Origin of the sequence: Pedobacter gandavensis (genome assembly GCF_032678745.1) — a bacterium.
Taxonomy (GTDB): Bacteria; Bacteroidota; Bacteroidia; order Sphingobacteriales; family Sphingobacteriaceae; genus Pedobacter; species Pedobacter gandavensis_C.
In genome coordinates this window covers 142,492-159,406 of record NZ_JAVTST010000009.1, presented here as the reverse complement: position 1 = coordinate 159,406, position 16,915 = coordinate 142,492, and the positions used below count along the sequence as shown (strand labels likewise).

Annotated in this window: 14 protein-coding genes; 12 read left to right on the top strand and 2 right to left on the bottom strand. The window is 39.7% G+C overall.

Features of this window, described 5'->3' with window-relative positions; all coding sequences use genetic code 11:
* Positions 1-44: 44 nt before the first annotated feature.
* Positions 45-476 (top strand): VOC family protein, encoded by a 432-nt coding sequence (locus R2S10_RS21955; protein WP_316842565.1) that lies wholly within the window; start codon positions 45-47, stop codon positions 474-476.
* 77 nt (positions 477-553) lie between these two features.
* On the top strand, positions 554-790 hold the full coding sequence (locus tag R2S10_RS21950; protein ID WP_316842564.1) for a hypothetical protein: 237 nt from the start codon (positions 554-556) through the stop codon (positions 788-790).
* A gap of 159 nt (positions 791-949) precedes the next feature.
* Here R2S10_RS21950 and R2S10_RS21945 read toward each other — a convergent pair whose 3' ends face one another.
* Positions 950-1,135: a hypothetical protein gene (locus tag R2S10_RS21945; RefSeq protein ID WP_316842563.1), complete on the bottom strand. Its 186-nt coding sequence runs from the start codon at positions 1,133-1,135 to the stop codon at positions 950-952.
* 301 nt (positions 1,136-1,436) lie between these two features.
* Positions 1,437-4,139, bottom strand: a complete 2,703-nt coding sequence (gene alaS / locus R2S10_RS21940) for an alanine--tRNA ligase (protein ID WP_316842561.1) — start codon at positions 4,137-4,139, stop codon at positions 1,437-1,439.
* A gap of 118 nt (positions 4,140-4,257) precedes the next feature.
* On the opposite strand from alaS, the gene R2S10_RS21935 reads away from it, so the two are divergent.
* The 10 genes from R2S10_RS21935 (at position 4,258) to R2S10_RS21890 (ending at position 16,903) form a co-directional block, all read left to right on the top strand.
* A complete protein-coding gene (locus R2S10_RS21935; RefSeq protein ID WP_062547648.1) occupies positions 4,258-4,593 on the top strand; it encodes a MerR family transcriptional regulator in 336 nt (111 codons plus the stop codon).
* Positions 4,594-4,646: 53 nt separating this feature from the next.
* Positions 4,647-6,680: a helix-hairpin-helix domain-containing protein gene (locus R2S10_RS21930; protein ID WP_316842560.1), complete on the top strand. Its 2,034-nt coding sequence runs from the start codon at positions 4,647-4,649 to the stop codon at positions 6,678-6,680.
* Positions 6,681-6,683: 3 nt separating this feature from the next.
* The gene (locus R2S10_RS21925; protein WP_316842559.1) at positions 6,684-8,498 is read left to right on the top strand and encodes a ComEC/Rec2 family competence protein; all 1,815 of its coding nucleotides are present in this window, start codon (positions 6,684-6,686) and stop codon (positions 8,496-8,498) included.
* A 90-nt stretch (positions 8,499-8,588) separates the two neighbouring features.
* Positions 8,589-9,368 carry an enoyl-CoA hydratase/isomerase family protein gene (locus R2S10_RS21920; protein ID WP_316842558.1) on the top strand — a complete coding sequence of 260 codons (780 nt, stop codon included), beginning with the start codon at positions 8,589-8,591 and terminating at the stop codon, positions 9,366-9,368.
* Positions 9,369-9,422: 54 nt separating this feature from the next.
* Positions 9,423-10,100 carry a DUF4412 domain-containing protein gene (locus R2S10_RS21915; protein WP_316842557.1) on the top strand — a complete coding sequence of 226 codons (678 nt, stop codon included), beginning with the start codon at positions 9,423-9,425 and terminating at the stop codon, positions 10,098-10,100.
* 116 nt (positions 10,101-10,216) lie between these two features.
* Positions 10,217-11,977, top strand: a complete 1,761-nt coding sequence (locus R2S10_RS21910; RefSeq protein WP_316842556.1) for an LTA synthase family protein — start codon at positions 10,217-10,219, stop codon at positions 11,975-11,977.
* 2 nt (positions 11,978-11,979) lie between these two features.
* Positions 11,980-14,154, top strand: a complete 2,175-nt coding sequence (locus tag R2S10_RS21905) for a S9 family peptidase (protein WP_316842555.1) — start codon at positions 11,980-11,982, stop codon at positions 14,152-14,154.
* Positions 14,155-14,309: 155 nt separating this feature from the next.
* Positions 14,310-15,119 (top strand): ABC transporter permease, encoded by an 810-nt coding sequence (locus R2S10_RS21900; RefSeq protein ID WP_316842554.1) that lies wholly within the window; start codon positions 14,310-14,312, stop codon positions 15,117-15,119.
* A gap of 10 nt (positions 15,120-15,129) precedes the next feature.
* On the top strand, positions 15,130-15,903 hold the full coding sequence (locus tag R2S10_RS21895; protein WP_316842553.1) for an ABC transporter ATP-binding protein: 774 nt from the start codon (positions 15,130-15,132) through the stop codon (positions 15,901-15,903).
* Between the two features lie 4 nt (positions 15,904-15,907).
* Entirely contained in the window at positions 15,908-16,903 is a 996-nt protein-coding gene (locus tag R2S10_RS21890; RefSeq protein WP_316842552.1) for an MlaD family protein, read from the top strand.
* Positions 16,904-16,915: the final 12 nt, after the last annotated feature.

Genomic DNA, 16,915 nt, shown 5'->3' with positions numbered 1-16,915 from the left:
ATCTTAATGGAATGATCTGTTAACCAGTAAAAAAGGAGAAATTTATGTCAAATGATACCACTACAGTAAAACCGATAAAAATACAGGGATTTACGCCTTTACTTTCGGTTTTCAATATGCCCACATCAGTACGTTTTTACCGGGACTTACTCGGTTTTGACTTGGTAGAAACATCCGATATCCCTGAAAGGCCGGATAATTTCAAATGGGCAAGGTTGAGTCTGAATGGCATCGAACTGTTGTTGGAACCCCGAGGAGAAAAAACATGTCCGAAACCAGCTACTGCTCATGACTGGCTGGAGCGCCATGATATGTCTATCCATTTTGGCTGTTCTGAATTAGATCATGTATATCAATACCTGCAATCCAATGGAGTTGATGTAACTCCCCCATCCCGTACTTCTTACGGTTTTAAAGCTTTATATGTGCGCGATCCCGATGGCTTCCCCTTGGTATTTCACTGGCCGGAAGCCTAAATTGGTTAAATTTTGCTTGCGCTGATGAAACAAGCAGAAAGATCTGCTGTTATGGGTATATACTTAAATACGCAATTATGGCTATCCCAAAAAACCCAGAAGACAATGTTCCCCTAGATGATGCGCTAAACTCAGAAGCAGAGGATCAGCAAAGTCAGAAAGACATCCATTCCAATGGATTCGATGAAGATTTTGACAAACCAAAAGAGGTTGAACAACCAGAAATAGATTTACTAAAACAAGCATTTGATGCTTCAGAAGCATCTTTTACGCTAGATGTAGATAAGGGAATTGCCCCTAAAAAAGGAACTTAATAAGAAATCAGCACCTATAACTTTCTAAATCGCTAACCTGCTTTGAAGAGAGTTGTAGGTTCTTGTTTTACTATTTACTATGCTGCCAGCAGTAGCTTCCAGCTTTAGCCATTCTTTTACATCTGGCACCTTTCTTTGTTATTGCTTTACAGGCAGCGCTTACTCCTGAATCACTTTTAACACTTCTCTTTTCAGGAAGGCTACTTTTAGCCCCTTTAGCACACACACTACAAGATCCTCCTGCATTGCAATGCTTACAGTAATTGCAGCTCGTACAGGCCCTGCAATTGCCATTTGGACTACAGGTTGCACAATGCTCCCCTTCCTTACTGACCAAAGCTCCATTCGAAGCTGTTGAAAAATAAGTCATGAAGCTAAATAATATAATTATGGAAAGATGTCTCATTTTTGAATGTCTTATCCAAATCTATTGTTTTTATTCAACAATCATAAAACTCATACAGAAAACTGTATAACAACACTTTAAGCGACAAAATAGAAAGGGTATAGTAAGGGTATACCCTTTCTATTTAGTACCTAATCCAGAGCGTTGTCTGGACAAAAATCCGGGCAAAAATCCGGGCAAAAGAAAAGGAGCTATCTTTTCAGATAGCTCCTTTTCTTTTGCTCAGAAGGCAATGCTAATTTATGCTGGGATTAGCGCTTCTACTTTAGTTAATACTGTAGCTAAACCATCCTTGTTCTTACCACCAGCGGTAGCATAGAATGGCTGGCCACCGCCACCACCCTGGATATCTTTAGCCAATTCTCTAACCATATTTGAAGCGTTCAGACCTTTGTCTTTAATCAGGTTTTCTGAAAGCATTACGGTAATACCCGGCTTATCATCGATTAGTGTAGTAAATACCAGCAATAGATCATCTACCAGGTCTTTCACCGAGAATGCCAGATTCTTCACGGCATCTGCATTTGGAAGGTCTACATGGGTTGCAATCACATTTATACCATTAATGGTTTTCATGTGATGAACAATTTCATGTTTTAGGTTAGCACTTTGCTCTCCCACCGCTTTTTCTGCCTCTTTTTTCAGCTTGGCATTTTCTTCCAATAAAGAAGATACTGCAGCTTTAAGATCTTTATTACCTTTTAATAAGGCTCTCAGTTCATTCAGTTCTCTATTCTGTTCTAAAATAAAAGCTTCTGCTTTATCAGCTGTGATCGCTTCAATACGTCTAACACCTGCCGCTACAGCACTTTCAGAAATGATCTTGAAATAACCAATCTGACCAGTAGCCTTCACGTGTGTACCTCCACAAAGCTCTTTTGAATAGTGATCATCAAAAGTAATGACACGTACAAAATCACCATATTTCTCTCCGAACAATGCAGTTACACCGCTGGAAATGGCTTGTTCATAAGGCACATCTCTTTGTTCTTTCAATGGAATATTCTCTCTGATCTTTTGGTTTACCAAATGCTCCACCTGAGCCAGGTCTTCTTCAGAGATCTTTGCGAAATGTGAAAAGTCAAAACGCAGGTAGTCTGGATTCACCAATGAACCTTTTTGGTTCACATGATTTCCAAGCACCTTTTTTAAAGCTGCATGCAGCAAGTGAGTAGCTGTATGGTTATCCTGAGATAATAAACGCTTGTCTTCGTCTATAACTGCCCAAAACAGACCATCTAAATCCGCTGGTAAAGTATCTGTATAATGAACGATCACTCCGTTTTCTTTCTTCGTATCGGTCACCTCTACAAAGAACAACCTGCTGTGGTCTTCTAATCTACCTGTATCACCAACTTGTCCGCCGCTTTCTGCATAGAAAGGAGTTTTACTCAATACAATCTGGTATTGCTCTTTTCCTTTTGCACTAACTTTACGGTATTTTATAATTTTCGTTTCTACTTCAAAATCATCATAACCTACGAAATCCGTTTCCAGATCAGAATTGACCATAATCCAGTCGCCGGTATCTACTGCCGTTGCTGCTCTTGATCTTTCTTTCTGCAGGGTTAAAGCCTTATTATATTCCTCCATATCAACAGTCCAGCGTTTTTCTCTGGCCATCAATTCGGTTAAATCAATCGGAAATCCGTAAGTATCATTCAGCTCGAAAGCAAATTCTCCGGAAATTACCATTTGGTCTTTTAAGATGCTATACACCCAATTGTCATCAAATGATTTCTCAATATCAATGGCATTTTCAGACATTAACAATTCACCTTGTTTCTTTGTATAAGCTTCAAAGCGCTGGATACCTGTAGCCAAAGTTCTAAGGAAGGAAACTTCCTCCTCTAATACTACTTTTTGTACAAAATCCTGCTGTAAAGAAAGCTCCTCAAAAACTCCTTTAAACTGATCGGCTAAAATTGGCACCAATTGATTTAAAAACGGTTCTTTCAAGTTCAGGAAAGTATAAGCATACCTTACTGCGCGACGAAGAATACGACGGATCACATAACCTGCTTTGTTATTTGATGGCAACTGACCATCTGCAATTACAAAAGATATTGCACGGATATGATCTGCCATAACACGCATAGCGATGTCTGTTTTCTCCTCAGCACCGTATACTACGCCAGCATGTTTTGCGATGAACTGAATCATTGGCTGGAATACATCAGTATCGTAGTTAGAAGATTTCTCTTGTAACACACGTACCAAACGCTCAAAGCCCATTCCGGTATCCACATGCTGTGCTGGTAAAGGCTGTAGCGAACCATCCTTTAGACGGTTGAACTGCATGAATACATTGTTCCAAATCTCAATTACCTGAGGGTGGTCTGCATTTACTAAGTCTTTTCCGCTTACTGCTGCACGTTCTTCTGCTGATCGGCAATCGACATGGATTTCTGAACAAGGACCACAAGGTCCCATATCGCCCATTTCCCAGAAGTTGTCTTTTTTATTTCCTAATATGATCCGGTCTTCCGGAACAAATTGCTTCCAAAGTTCATAAGCTTCCGTATCTCTCGGTAAGCCTTCTTTATCATCTCCTTCGAAGATGGATACATATAATTTATCCTTAGGGATTTTGTATACTTCTGTTAAAAGTTCCCAGCTCCAGGAAATGGCTTCTTTTTTAAAGTAATCTCCAAAGCTCCAGTTTCCTAACATCTCAAACATGGTATGGTGATAGGTATCAATCCCCACCTCTTCCAGGTCATTGTGTTTACCAGAAACACGTAAACAACGTTGTGTATCTGTTACACGTGGATATTTGATCGGTGTTTCACCCAGAAACAAATCCTTAAATTGGTTCATTCCCGCATTGGTGAACATCAATGTAGGGTCATTCTTTACTACAATTGGTGCAGATGGAACAATATGATGTTGTTTTGATTCAAAAAATTTTAAGTATGCCTGTCTGATTTCCTTAGCTGTCATCCTTCTCTATATTAGTGGTGAACAAAATTAAAATTTTATTGCGGTATTCTACTAAAATCCCTTTACATTTGAACACTTTATATAAATGCCGTAAACCACTAATAATCAAGATCAAACTATGCCTTACAAAGAACGGGAAATTAATAAAATGTATTATACGATGGGCGAAGTGACCGAAATGTTTAACGTAAATGCATCTCAGATCCGCTTTTATGAGAAAGAATTTGATGTACTACAGCCTAAGAAAAACAAAAAAGGTAACCGTTTATTCACTCCTGAAGACATTGAAAATCTAAAGATCATTTTCCACCTGGTAGATGATAAAGGCTTCACCCTTAAAGGAGCTAAAGAACACTTAAAAAACAATACTTCCGAAGTAAAAGAAAATCAGAAGATCATTGCTTCTTTAGAGAAACTGAAAGACTTCTTACTAAAGTTAAACGAAGAAATATAAATTAATTATTAAATAATTATTTATTACGATTAATAATATAGTGATTAGGCAATATGATGTCCTACTCACTATTTTTTTGTGCTATCCTTCTGCTCAGTGTTGCAGGCCGCTCTATTGCGCAGGAAGCAGAACAGGTAAAAGACCTGAGAGAACACCTTTCCGAAAATGGAAAGGAGGAGGAAGATTTATCTGTCTTCGAAGAACAACTGGATTATTTCAGGAAACATCCCATAGACCTGAACCATACGACGGCAGAAGAGTTAAAAAAACTCATCTCCCTCTCTCCACTCCAAATCAGCAGCTTTTTACAGCACCTGCTAGTCAATGGAAAATTACTAGATCTTCTAGAACTACAATCTATCGCTGGCTTTGATGCGGAAACAATCGCTAAAATACAACCATTTGTTAGCCTTAATCAGGTTGTTCCACATACCGCCATAAAACTTAAAGACCTTTACCGACAAGCCGAACAGCAATTGTTATTTCGATATGGCAGAACCCTGGAGCAACAAAAGGGCTTCAGAAATTTGCCGGGAAGCCGTTATCTAGGCACTGCAGATAAGCTATTATTCAGCTATAAATACCAATATCCCAAAATCGGGGCGGTCTCTCTCTTAATGAAAAAAGATGCCGGGGAGACCTTTGGCACAAAGGACAGACCTGTCGACTTCCTTTCCGGGAATATTGCGCTATTCAATTACCGCCGCATTCAAAAGCTGATTCTAGGAGATTACACCTTACAATTTGGACAGGGACTCAATCTTTGGTCTGGATTTTCCTTAGGAAAAGGACCTGATGTAACCAGCGTAGCCAGTAAGGATCTGGGTTTAAAACCTTACACTTCTTCCAATGAAAGCGCCTTTTTCCGTGGCATTGCCAGTACCATCCAGTTGCCTGCAAAACTATATTTCAGTCCTTTTTACTCCTTCAGAAAACGTGACGCAAGTTTAAAATCGGATACCGATGGCGAGCTTTCCTTATCCACCATCTCAGAAAGTGGTTTGCACCGAACCGCTTCCGAGATCAGGAACAGACAGCGCCTTTCCCAAACCGTTTATGGCGCTACTTTACAATACCTGAGTCAACCGCTAAATCTTGGATTCTCTGCCTATCACAGCAGGTATAGTCATGCTTTTACAAGAGATAATGCCACCTACAAAAAATACAGCTTTGAAGGTAAAAACCTAAGTAACCTTGGCTTCCATTACGACACTTCCTTTCAGAACATTTACTTTTATGGAGAGCTGGCTAAAAGTATTTCAGGTGGCTGGGCAGGATTGCAAGGTGCAATGACCAGTATCTCCAAATCAATTGCCCTGGTGTTACTTTACCGTAAATATGACAAAGATCACCATAGCTTTTTTAGTCAGGCGATTGGAGAAAACACAGAAACCAGCAATGAAAAAGGGCTATACCTTGGCTTAAATTACCTCCCCAATCCCTATTGGAAATTCGCTCTCTATCTCGATTACTTTAAATTTCCTGAAAAAAAATACAGGGTGGATACTGCTTCCTCCGGATTTGAAGTCCTGGCACAATTGACCTATACCCCTTCTAAAAAATTAAAAATAACTACGCGTTTTAAAACCGAAACAAAGCAACAAAACTCCGCCGTTAAAAATGACCTCTCTTTAGAGAAAGTCCTGAAAACCAGTTTTAGGTTAGAATGCAACTGGAAATCATCTAAAAAATTCAGCAGTCAACAGCGCTTAGAACTGATACAATATAAAAAGGGAAGTCTGATTAAAGAGTTTGGCTTCCTTATTTATCAGGACCTGGATTATGCCCCTATGCATACCAGGCTTTCAGCCAATATACGTGTGGCTTATTTTAACACACCCTCCTACCAATCCCGCATTTATGCTTATGAAGCGGATGTATTATACGGCTCGGGCTCTGGAGGATACTATGGTCAGGGTGTCCGCAGCTTCTTAAATCTCAGGTACCGTTTGCGGAAAAAATTAGACTTATGGACTCGCTATGCAATCTATTACTATCCCCATCAAAAGGTAATCAGCTCCGGATTGGATGAAATTCAAGGCAACAAGAAATCAGAACTCAAATTGTTAATTCGTCATCAGTTTTAAAATATGAGCATTCCCCAAAAGCCGCCGCAGATTTTCCTTAGAGTTCTCCTGCCCTACACTTTAGGAATTGTTGCTTTTTATCATTTTAAATATCCAGGTTTTTTGGCATTGTTGCTGGGTATAAACCTGGTTCTTTTACTGTTGTTAATCCTCATCAACCACTATTACCAGGAAATTAAAGCCTACCATTTTAAATCCAGCATCGGCTTGATACTTCATTTTTTATTATTTTTTTTTGGAGGATTATTGTGTTACCATCATCAAACAGATCTAAAAAAAGACCACTTTTCAAAATCAAAGGCTCGTTACTTAAAGGTTCAAGTGATCGACGAACCGCAGCAAAAGGGACTGCGATTGACTGGTAGCGTAGAAATTCAAGCCATTTATGAAGCTGACAATAGCAAACCTAAGCCAGGTAAAGCCTTAAAATTTAAAAAAGCTTCAGGAAAAATGAAGCTGACTATTCAGCTGGATCCTAAACATCCTTTAACCATTAAGTACGGAACGCTGCTATTGATTCCTGCTCGTTTCATAGCGATCAGCCCGCCATTTCATCCTGCAATATTTGACAATCGAGCCTGGCTGGCCACACAAAATATTCATCACCAAAGCTTTTTCTCACAACACCAGCTATTAAAATTAAACGCAAATGCCGGGAATCCAATACTTGCTTTTGCAATAAATCTCAGGGTTAAACAAGTGCAGCGTTATCAAAAACTCTTGCAAGATAAAGCATCAGTAGCATTGGCCTCCACACTTATTCTTGGCTATCGTTCAGATCTCAGTAAAGCTTTACTGGAGATCTATTCGAAAACCGGAACGATCCATGCACTCTCTGTTTCAGGAATGCATGTAGGCCTGATTTACCTCATTCTAAATCATACCCTTACTTTCCTAAACCGGGGGAAATACTGGAAAATCTTAAAGCTAGGCCTTATCCTCAGCTTATTATGGTGCTACACCTTACTAACCGGTTGTGCGCCCGCTGTCCTTAGAGCGGTGATTATGCTTTCCGTACTTTTAATCGGACAAACGTATTCCAGACCTGCAAACAGTTATAACATCCTGTTCTTCGCGGCATTTTCCATGCTCCTTTATGACCCTTTCTTAATCTGGAATATTGGATTTCAGCTTTCCTTTCTCGCCGTTTTTGGTCTTCTTTACCTGCAACCTAAATTAGAAAGTTGCTGGCGAATAGAAAACACAGTAGGTCGTAAATTATGGGCGCTGATAGCCATGTCTGTTGCAGCGCAACTTTTCAGCAGCCCCTTGTCCTTGTATTATTTCCATCAATTTCCACTTTACTTCTTGCTAAGCAACCTATTCATCCTGATTCCCATTACTTTGATCATGTATACAGGGATATTACTGTTGATCCCCGGTTTTGATTTCCTTGCTCCCATCGTCAATTGGCTAATTCAATTCAACAATTCAGGATTGCAATACCTTGCAGCACTGCCTTATTCCAGTTTAACAGGGATCTGGATCAATCAATTAGAACTGATCCTAGGTTCTATTTCTTTGGCTTTAGGAATACATGCCTTAGCAAAGCACAATTGGAAATTGTTGCTGGCAGCCTTTAGCCTGTTTTTACCCTTTCAGCTATCTATAAGCTACAAATCCATTATGAGGTATCAGCAGCAGCAGGTAATTCATTTCAAGGTTCAAAAACGCCAAACCATTGTTTCCCTTTTTGGCCATCAGGCTACTGTTTACACTCATTTAAAACAGGGAGATCCTGCTTTCCTTTATGCGATCCAGCCCATATTAGATTACCATCAAATCCGCTCAGTAAAGATCAGACCACTTCCCCCATAATCCTTCATTCATTTCTATACCTTTTAACCACAATGATTCGCTTTTTATTTACTTTTGATTAGAAAGCACAAGAAACTTAGCCCAAACTCTATGACAGCGCCATTGGTTTTATACTCTGTTGAGCAACGTATTGCCACTATTTCTATCAATCGCCCGGAAAAGCGAAATGCCCTGAATCCGGAGCTGGTTACCTTACTTAGAGAAACATTAATTGAGGCTTCCGAAGATGATGAGGTGAAAGTCATCATTTTAAAAGCGAATGGCAATACCTTTAGTGCGGGTGCCGACCTGGCCTATTTACAGCAGCTGCAACAAAACAGTTATGAAGAAAACCTGGCTGATTCAGAGAATCTAAAACGCTTATTTACCACAATCTATTATTTACCGAAGGTAGTTATTGCACAGGTGGAAGGCCATGCCATTGCGGGTGGTTGTGGGCTCGCTACAGTATGTGACATTACATTTGCAGTTCCAGAAGCTAATTTCGGTTATACCGAGGTAAAGCTAGGTTTTGTACCTGCAATCGTCTCTTGCTTTTTACTCAGAAAAACTTCTGAAACAATTGCCAAAAGAATTCTGTTAACCGGAGAGTTGTTCTCTGCACAGCAGGCGCTGGACTATGGATTGATCACTTTTGTAACAAACAAGGAAGATATTGATCTTAAAGTAAAAGAATTTGCATTAAGTTTGTGTACTGAAACTTCTTCAAATTCGTTAATGGTGACCAAGCAGTTGATTGGTCAAACTACCAACCCGCAATTAGAAAGCTGTCTATCACTGGCCGTTCAGATCAATGCAAGAGTGAGAGATAGTGAAGATTTCAAAAAAGGTATTGCTGCCTTTATCAGCAAAGAGAAAATACAATGGTAAATTATCAGTTCATTCCATACAAATCAACACTGCACAAATACTAAAAACTACTATATGTTAAAATCTATCAAAACCGGAGTTTTAGCTGCAATTCTTGTCAGTACAGCCATCTTCGCACATGCTCAAAAGAAAATTACTGAAGGAACAGTCACTTTCGGAGTGGAGTATTCCTTAACTCCAGAACAAGAACCTATGGCTGCAATGTTGCCTGCAGAATCGAAGATCAAGTTCAACGGGAACATTTCGAAAATGGAAATGCAACAAGGACCAGCTACCATTACTGTTCTTGCTAACATTTCAGACTTAAGTTCATTGGTACTTATTGATGTGCCAGTTGCACAATTGCAATACGCAGTAAAAGGTACCAAAGCAGATTACGAAAAAGAAAAAGCAAATGATCCTAAGTTCAGCGATTTCAAAGCTACTGGAGAGAAAAAAACAATCTTAACCTACAGTGCAGAGAAATACACTTACAAAGATGATAAAGGTAGTACTTACGAATTGTGGGCAACGAACGATATTGAACTTCCTGCAGGTTTGATCGGTCGTGATTTCACAGGGGTTAAAGGAACGCCAATTGTATTTACCACATTCAACAGAGGTGTTAAGTCTACAGCAACTTTAAAAAGCCTGGTAGAAGAAAAAACTGGTCCTTTCAGTTTAGATGTACCAAAAGGTTATGATGTGAAAACAATGGAAGAAATCATGCAAATGCAAGGTGGAGGTCAATAGCGTTAGCTAAAATGTTTAGAAGCCTTATTTTTTTCCTCAGATTCTATATTTTCTGGTTGTTATTTTTCTTTACCGACCGGTTGATATTCCTTCTAATTTATCATAAAAAGCTGGCCATGGTTCCCTTATCGGAAACCATGGCTACTTTCTATCACGCCTTACTATTAGACCTATCGATGACGGCATATCTTGCTGTCATTCCTGTTTTAGGCTTTATTTTCTGGTTATTCAGTGGTTGGAAATCCGTAAACATCAAATGGATCTCTATTTATAATTTAGTATTGCTGGTTTTATTCAGCATCATTTCAATTGTCAATTTTAATATTTACCGCGAATGGGGTACTAAAGTAAATGCCAAAGCCTTTGGTTTTGCCTTTTCTTCACCCGGAGAAGCCGCAGCATCAGGTGCTTCTTCCCCGATCCTTTTATCTTTAAGCATACTCGCATTCCTGATCATTGCCGGTTACTTCCTGCAAAAACGATTGATGCCAAAAACGCTTACTTTTGAGAAATCACCGATCTGGTTGAAGGCTTTAATTACCGTTCTCCTGATCGTTTTCAACTTTACGTTTATCCGGGGAGGAATTAAAGGTTCACCTATTACGCAAAGTATGGCCTATTTTTCTGAGGAGCAATTGCTCAACCATGCTGCTGTAAACACAGAATGGAACCTGATCAGGAGCATACTTTCGGAGAAAATGACCCGTAAAAATCCTTATGTATATCTGGATGCTAAAAAAGCAGACCAATTGATTCAGGATTTGTATACGACAGAAAAGGACAGCACTACTTCTATTTTAACCACCAACAGACCCAATGTGGTCATGGTGATCATTGAAAGTTTCACTGCAGACCTGACGCAAACATTGGGAAATGAAACCGGCATTACGCCACATTTCGATTCCTTAATGAACAAGGGCGTACTATTTAGCAATTTATATGCTTCCGGGAGTCGCACAGACAAAGGGATTATTGCCAGTCTGGCGGGATTCCCTACGCTTGCTGCAGGCAGCATTGTCAGATACCCGGAGAAAATGCAAAAACTCCCTGCCATCTCTCAATCTCTGGCAAAAAACGGTTACCATACCTCTTTCTATTATGGAGGGGAATCAGAATTCGACAATTACAAAGCTTTTATCCTCAGTCATGATTATAAAAAGCTCATCGATAAGAACAATTTCAAAGGGAATGCCCCAAAATCTTTCTGGGGACAATATGATGAGGCCGTATTTGACAGACAGCTGCAAGAATTGAATACAGAGAAACAACCTTTTTATTCGACCTTGCTCACGCTCACCAATCACGAGCCTTATACCCTTCCGGGGAAATCAAAATTTGGCAATGCCAACAATGTAGAACAGTTTAAAAGCACCGCTTATTATACAGATTCCTGTATCAATGCCTATTTGAACAACGCCAAAAAACAACCTTGGTACAAAAACACCCTGTTTGTGTTTATAGCAGACCATGGCCATATATTGCCTAAGCAAATTCATGACATTTCCACACCTGGACGTTACCATGTTCCATTGTTGTTTTTCGGAGAGGTGATTAAAAAGGAATTCAGAGGTAAAAAATACAATAATGTTGGTTCACAAGTAGATATTGCAGCCACCCTATTGGCTCAATTGAACATTCCATCGAAAGAATTCAACTGGAGCAAAAATCTCTTGAATCCATATACTAAACCTTTCGCTTATTTTAGTTGGGACAATGGTATGGGTTTTATTGATAACGAGCAATGTGTTACCTTCGATAATGTGGGTAAAATGACTTTATTCAACAGTAATGACAAGGACAAAGAAGGAACCGAAAAGCGGTTAGACCTGGCGAAAGCTTACCTTCAAAAAGTATATCAGCAATTTATAGCACTCTAAAAATGAACATTAACAAACTCTTTTTTAAACTGGCAGTCCTTCTGATTCTGGGAAGTTACGGACAAAGTATTGCTCAGCAAAAATCTGACCTGAGATGGGCAAAAGATGGTAATGCATATTACCAGATCAAGGAATCAGGTATTGTAGCGATCAGTCTTCCTAAAAACGAAGAAAAGATCATTCTAGACCCCAGTTTCTTATATGCCAATGCCAATAAAGGTATTGGGGCCATCAAAGATTTTGAAATTTCTGCAGATGGCACTAAAATTTTGTTGTATACCAATAGCAAAAAAGTATGGAGATATGAAACCAGAGGTGACTATTTTGTAGCTGATCTGAAAACAAAAGAACTGATCAAAATCGGAAAAGACAGACCAGCTTCTTCACTGATGTTTGCTAAATTTTCTCCGGATGGTAATAAAGTAGCTTATGTGAGCAAGCACAATATCTATGTAGATGACCTGACTAGCCGGAGCACAAAAGCACTAACCACTGATGGTACCGATCGCATGATCAATGGAACATTTGATTGGGTATATGAGGAAGAGTTTGATTGCAGAGATGGATTCAGATGGAGCCCCGATGGCGCAACGATCGCCTATTGGCAATTAGATGCCCGTAATATCAGGAACTTCCTGATGATCAATAATACGGATTCTATTTATTCTTTCAATATCCCCGTTGAGTACCCAAAAGTTGGACAAAATCCTTCTGCTTGTAAAGTAGGTATCGTAGATATCAATACAGCTAGTACCAAATGGCTGGATGTTCCCGGAGATCAGATCCAACATTACATTCCTAGAATGGAATGGATTCCTAATTCTAATGAGGTGATCCTTCAACAGTTGAATAGAGAACAAAATGAAAGCAAACTGTTTGTTGCAAATGCACAGTCAGGCGCAGTAAAAAACATCTATACAGAAACAGATAAAGCCTGGATCGATGTTGGTCAGGGTTGGAACTGGGTAAATGAAGGAAAAGAATTCCTTTGGTCTTCAGAAAAAGACGGTTGGCGTCATCAATACCGCATTAGTAAAGATGGTAAGAAACAAACATTGATTACAAAAGGTGATTTCGATGTCATCGAAACTGCCTTGGTGGATGAGAAAAACAACCAGCTATATTTCATGGCTTCCCCGGATAATGCCACACAGAAATACTTGTATAAAACCAAACTTAGTGGTGGTGGAAAAGCAGAAATGGTGACTCCTTCTATCCTGCCGGGTACTCATAATTACGAGATTTCTCCGAATGGATTATTTGCACGCCATAGTTTTTCAAGTGGAACTGTCCCTCCTATTACAGAATGGATGAAACTGACCACCTTGAATCCTTTCACTATGGAAGGTAGTATCACCAACCAACTGGGCAGAATCAGGGCACAGAAAAACCCAGTAGAATTCTTTAAAGTGACTACCGAAGATGGTGTTACTATGGACGGTTGGATGAAAAAACCTGACAATTTTGACCGCACAAAAAAATATCCTGTAGTGTTTTATGTATATGGCGAGCCTGCTTCACAAACCGTAACAGATACCTATGGTGCCGGACGTAATTTCTTATACAACGGAGATATGGCAAAAGATGGTTACATCTATATTTCTTTAGAAAACCGTGGTGCACCTGCTCCAAAAGGCAGAGAATGGCGTAAAAGTATTTATAAAAACATTGGTACCCTGAATATCCGTGACCAGGCGATGGCGACAAAGAAAATCATGGAATGGCCATTTGTTGACAAAGACAGGATTGCCGTTTGGGGATGGAGCGGTGGTGGATCTTCCACTTTAAACCTACTTTTCCAATATCCTGAAATTTACAAAACAGGAATTGCCATTGCAGCGGTTGCCAATCAACTTACTTACGACAATATCTATCAGGAGCGTTATATGGGTTCTCCTTTGAAAACTACGGAAGCTTATGTAAAAGGATCACCAATTAGCCATGCAAAAAATCTAAAAGGTAACTTATTGTATATCCATGGTACTGGAGATGACAATGTACATTATCAAAATGCCGAAATGCTGGTTAACGAATTGATCCGCTTTGGAAAAATCTTTCAAATGATGTCATATCCAAACAGGACACACAGCATTAGCGAAGGAGATGGAACTTTTCAGCATTTATCACTGACTTACACCGACTTTCTAAAGAAAAACTGTCCTCCGGGAGGCAAATAACCAATAATATTCAAAGAATGGTCTGTAATGTACAGGCCATTTTTTTTTACTAAAACACCATAATTCGGAGAATATCGTTAATATGGCGCAAATTTTGATAAGCGTTGCACATCTCTGTTATAACACCTATTATCTGAACACATCGATACACATTAATGGATAACAAAGCTGAAAGTCCAGCCATTTTACAAAAACAAGCCAAGCCACCTGGGAAAATCACCAGGATGTTCCTGACACTTTATGACGTATGTCAGTTCGTCACCCGGTTTTTCAAAGAAGGATTTCTTCCTCCTTACGAGGGAAAAGAATTGATGAGACAATGTTACGACATCGGCTATCGTTCGCTTGCCCTGATCTCCTTAACCGGATTCATCACCGGCATAGTATTTACAAAACAATCGAGACCCTCACTGGCAGAATTTGGTGCCACTTCATGGTTGCCCTCTTTGGTCGGCATTGCCTTACTCAGAACCCTTGCTCCCCTCCTTACCTCGCTCATCGCAGCAGGAAAAGTAGGCTCCAGTATTGGTGCAGAGCTGGGATCTATGCGCGTAACCGAACAGATCGACGCTATGGAAGTATCCGCCACTAATCCTTTTAAATTCTTAGTGACCACCAGAGTACTCGCAGCAACGATTACTATTCCTATCCTTACTTTTTACACCGCAATGGTAGGAATGTTAGGCGCATTACTCAATGTTTCTTTATTTGAGGATACCAGTGCCAGAGCATTTTTTCAAGCTTCATTAGAACAAATTACCTTTTTAGACATTACCGCATCCACAGTTAAAGCCATCATTTTTGGATTTACCATTGGAATTGTCGGTTGTTATCAGGGCTATAATTCTTCTAAAGGTACAGAAGGGGTAGGTAAAGCAGCCAACTCGGCGGTAGTCATCGGGATGTTCCTCATCTTTATTGAAGAGGTAATCTCTGTACAATTCTTTGGTTTATTCAGAACTTGATCTTAAAATAATGGAACAAAAGAAACCCACCAATATGGATCAGGAAAAAGTAATAGAGATCAAAGGACTATATAAGTCGTTTGGGACCTATGACGTGCTGAAAGGCGTGGATCTGGATCTACATAAAAGAGAAAACTTAGTGGTTCTTGGGAAATCAGGAACCGGAAAATCAGTGTTGATCAAAATTATTGTCGGCCTGCTTACCCCCGATCAGGGCGCAGTGAAGGTACTTGGCCAACTTGTAGATGAAATTAGTTACAAAGAACTTTTGGCCTTAAGGTTAAAAGTTGGTTTCTCTTTTCAAAACAGCGCGCTATACGACAGTATGACGGTACGACAAAATCTGGAATTCCCCTTGGTGAGGAACCAGCGGAACCTGACAAAAGGAGAAGTTAATATTGCAGTGGAGCGCGTACTCGATGCAGTCGGGCTTCTTCAAACCATCAATCAAATGCCATCAGAACTTTCCGGTGGACAAAGAAAAAGGGTGGGTATCGCCAGAACATTGATCCTTCAACCGGAAGTGATGTTATATGATGAACCTACCGCGGGATTAGATCCCATCACCTGCTTAGAGATCAATAACCTGATCAATGAAGTACAGGAACGTTTTCATACCAGCTCTATCGTCATCACGCATGACCTTACCTGCGCAAAAGCAGTAGGCAACCGGGTGGCAATGTTACTTGACGGAAAATTTGAACGTCAGGGAACTTTTGATGAGGTATTCAATACCGATGATGAACGGGTAAAACCATTTTACGATTATAATTTTATACAATAACAATATGCAGGTAACAGACACGCGTCGCAAAGTAACAGTAGGAGTATTCGTATTCCTTGGACTACTCATTTTTGTATTAGGAGTTTTTACGTTGGGAGGCCAGAAAAAGACATTTGTAAAAAGCTTTACTGTTGATGTTGTTTTTAATGATATCCAGGGACTAAAAGCGGGAAATAATGTGTGGTTTTCAGGCGTAAAAGTTGGAACCATCAAAAAGATTCAATTCTTCGGTACTTCACAGGTACAGGTATTTTTAAGCATCGAAGAGGAAGCTCATAAATATATCCATAAAGATGCAACAGCAACCATCAGTTCGGATGGTTTGATCGGTAATAAGATCATTGTGGTAACTGGTGGTTCACCGAAATTTCCATTTGTGGAAGAGGGTGATCGTTTAAAAGCCAGCAATGCATTATCTACGGATGACATCATGAAAACTTTTCAGGTAAACAATAAAAATCTCGTAGATGTGACTTCAGACTTTAAAATTCTTTCTAAAAACCTGGTAGAAGGAAAAGGTGCTGCCGGTGCTTTATTAGCGGATCAGCAAATTGCGGATAACTTTAAGGCGATCGTTCAGAACTTAAAAGTGACTACAGAAGCTGCTAATAAAATGGCATTGGATTTAAATACTTTCACTAGAAAAATGAATACCAAAGGTGGATTGGCAGATAAAATGCTGACCGATACCATGGTATTTTCTCAATTGCAGGCTTCAGTTAATGAGTTGAAGAAAACAGCAAGTTCTGCTGCAGCATTAACAGATAACCTGAACAAAGCAAGTTCTAAATTAAACCAGAGTGACAATGCCGCTGGCTTGTTATTAAACGACCAGAAAGCAGCAGAGCAGATTAGAGTGATCATGCAAAATCTGGAAGGTAGCAGTAAGAAACTCGATCAAAATATGGAAGCTTTACAACATAACTTTTTGTTGAGAGGTTTCTTCAAGAAAAAAGCGAAAGCAGAGGCTGAAGCGGCAAAAACACCGGTACAACCTTAATTTCTGATACAC

What these genes read in the sequence shown, in the direction of transcription:
- alaS (WP_316842561.1), bottom strand. Translation starts at nt 4,139, where the DNA reads ATGACAGCTAAGGAAATCAGACAGGCATACTTAAAATTTTTTGAATCA.
- R2S10_RS21905 (WP_316842555.1), top strand. Translation starts at nt 11,980, where the DNA reads ATGAACATTAACAAACTCTTTTTTAAACTGGCAGTCCTTCTGATTCTG.
- R2S10_RS21900 (WP_316842554.1), top strand. Translation starts at nt 14,310, where the DNA reads ATGGATAACAAAGCTGAAAGTCCAGCCATTTTACAAAAACAAGCCAAG.
- R2S10_RS21890 (WP_316842552.1), top strand. Translation starts at nt 15,908, where the DNA reads ATGCAGGTAACAGACACGCGTCGCAAAGTAACAGTAGGAGTATTCGTA.
- R2S10_RS21925 (WP_316842559.1), top strand. Translation starts at nt 6,684, where the DNA reads ATGAGCATTCCCCAAAAGCCGCCGCAGATTTTCCTTAGAGTTCTCCTG.
- R2S10_RS21945 (WP_316842563.1), bottom strand. Translation starts at nt 1,135, where the DNA reads ATGGAGCTTTGGTCAGTAAGGAAGGGGAGCATTGTGCAACCTGTAGTC.
- R2S10_RS21915 (WP_316842557.1), top strand. Translation starts at nt 9,423, where the DNA reads ATGTTAAAATCTATCAAAACCGGAGTTTTAGCTGCAATTCTTGTCAGT.
- R2S10_RS21895 (WP_316842553.1), top strand. Translation starts at nt 15,130, where the DNA reads ATGGAACAAAAGAAACCCACCAATATGGATCAGGAAAAAGTAATAGAG.
- R2S10_RS21950 (WP_316842564.1), top strand. Translation starts at nt 554, where the DNA reads ATGGCTATCCCAAAAAACCCAGAAGACAATGTTCCCCTAGATGATGCG.
- R2S10_RS21910 (WP_316842556.1), top strand. Translation starts at nt 10,217, where the DNA reads ATGGTTCCCTTATCGGAAACCATGGCTACTTTCTATCACGCCTTACTA.
- R2S10_RS21935 (WP_062547648.1), top strand. Translation starts at nt 4,258, where the DNA reads ATGCCTTACAAAGAACGGGAAATTAATAAAATGTATTATACGATGGGC.
- R2S10_RS21930 (WP_316842560.1), top strand. Translation starts at nt 4,647, where the DNA reads ATGATGTCCTACTCACTATTTTTTTGTGCTATCCTTCTGCTCAGTGTT.
- R2S10_RS21955 (WP_316842565.1), top strand. Translation starts at nt 45, where the DNA reads ATGTCAAATGATACCACTACAGTAAAACCGATAAAAATACAGGGATTT.
- R2S10_RS21920 (WP_316842558.1), top strand. Translation starts at nt 8,589, where the DNA reads ATGACAGCGCCATTGGTTTTATACTCTGTTGAGCAACGTATTGCCACT.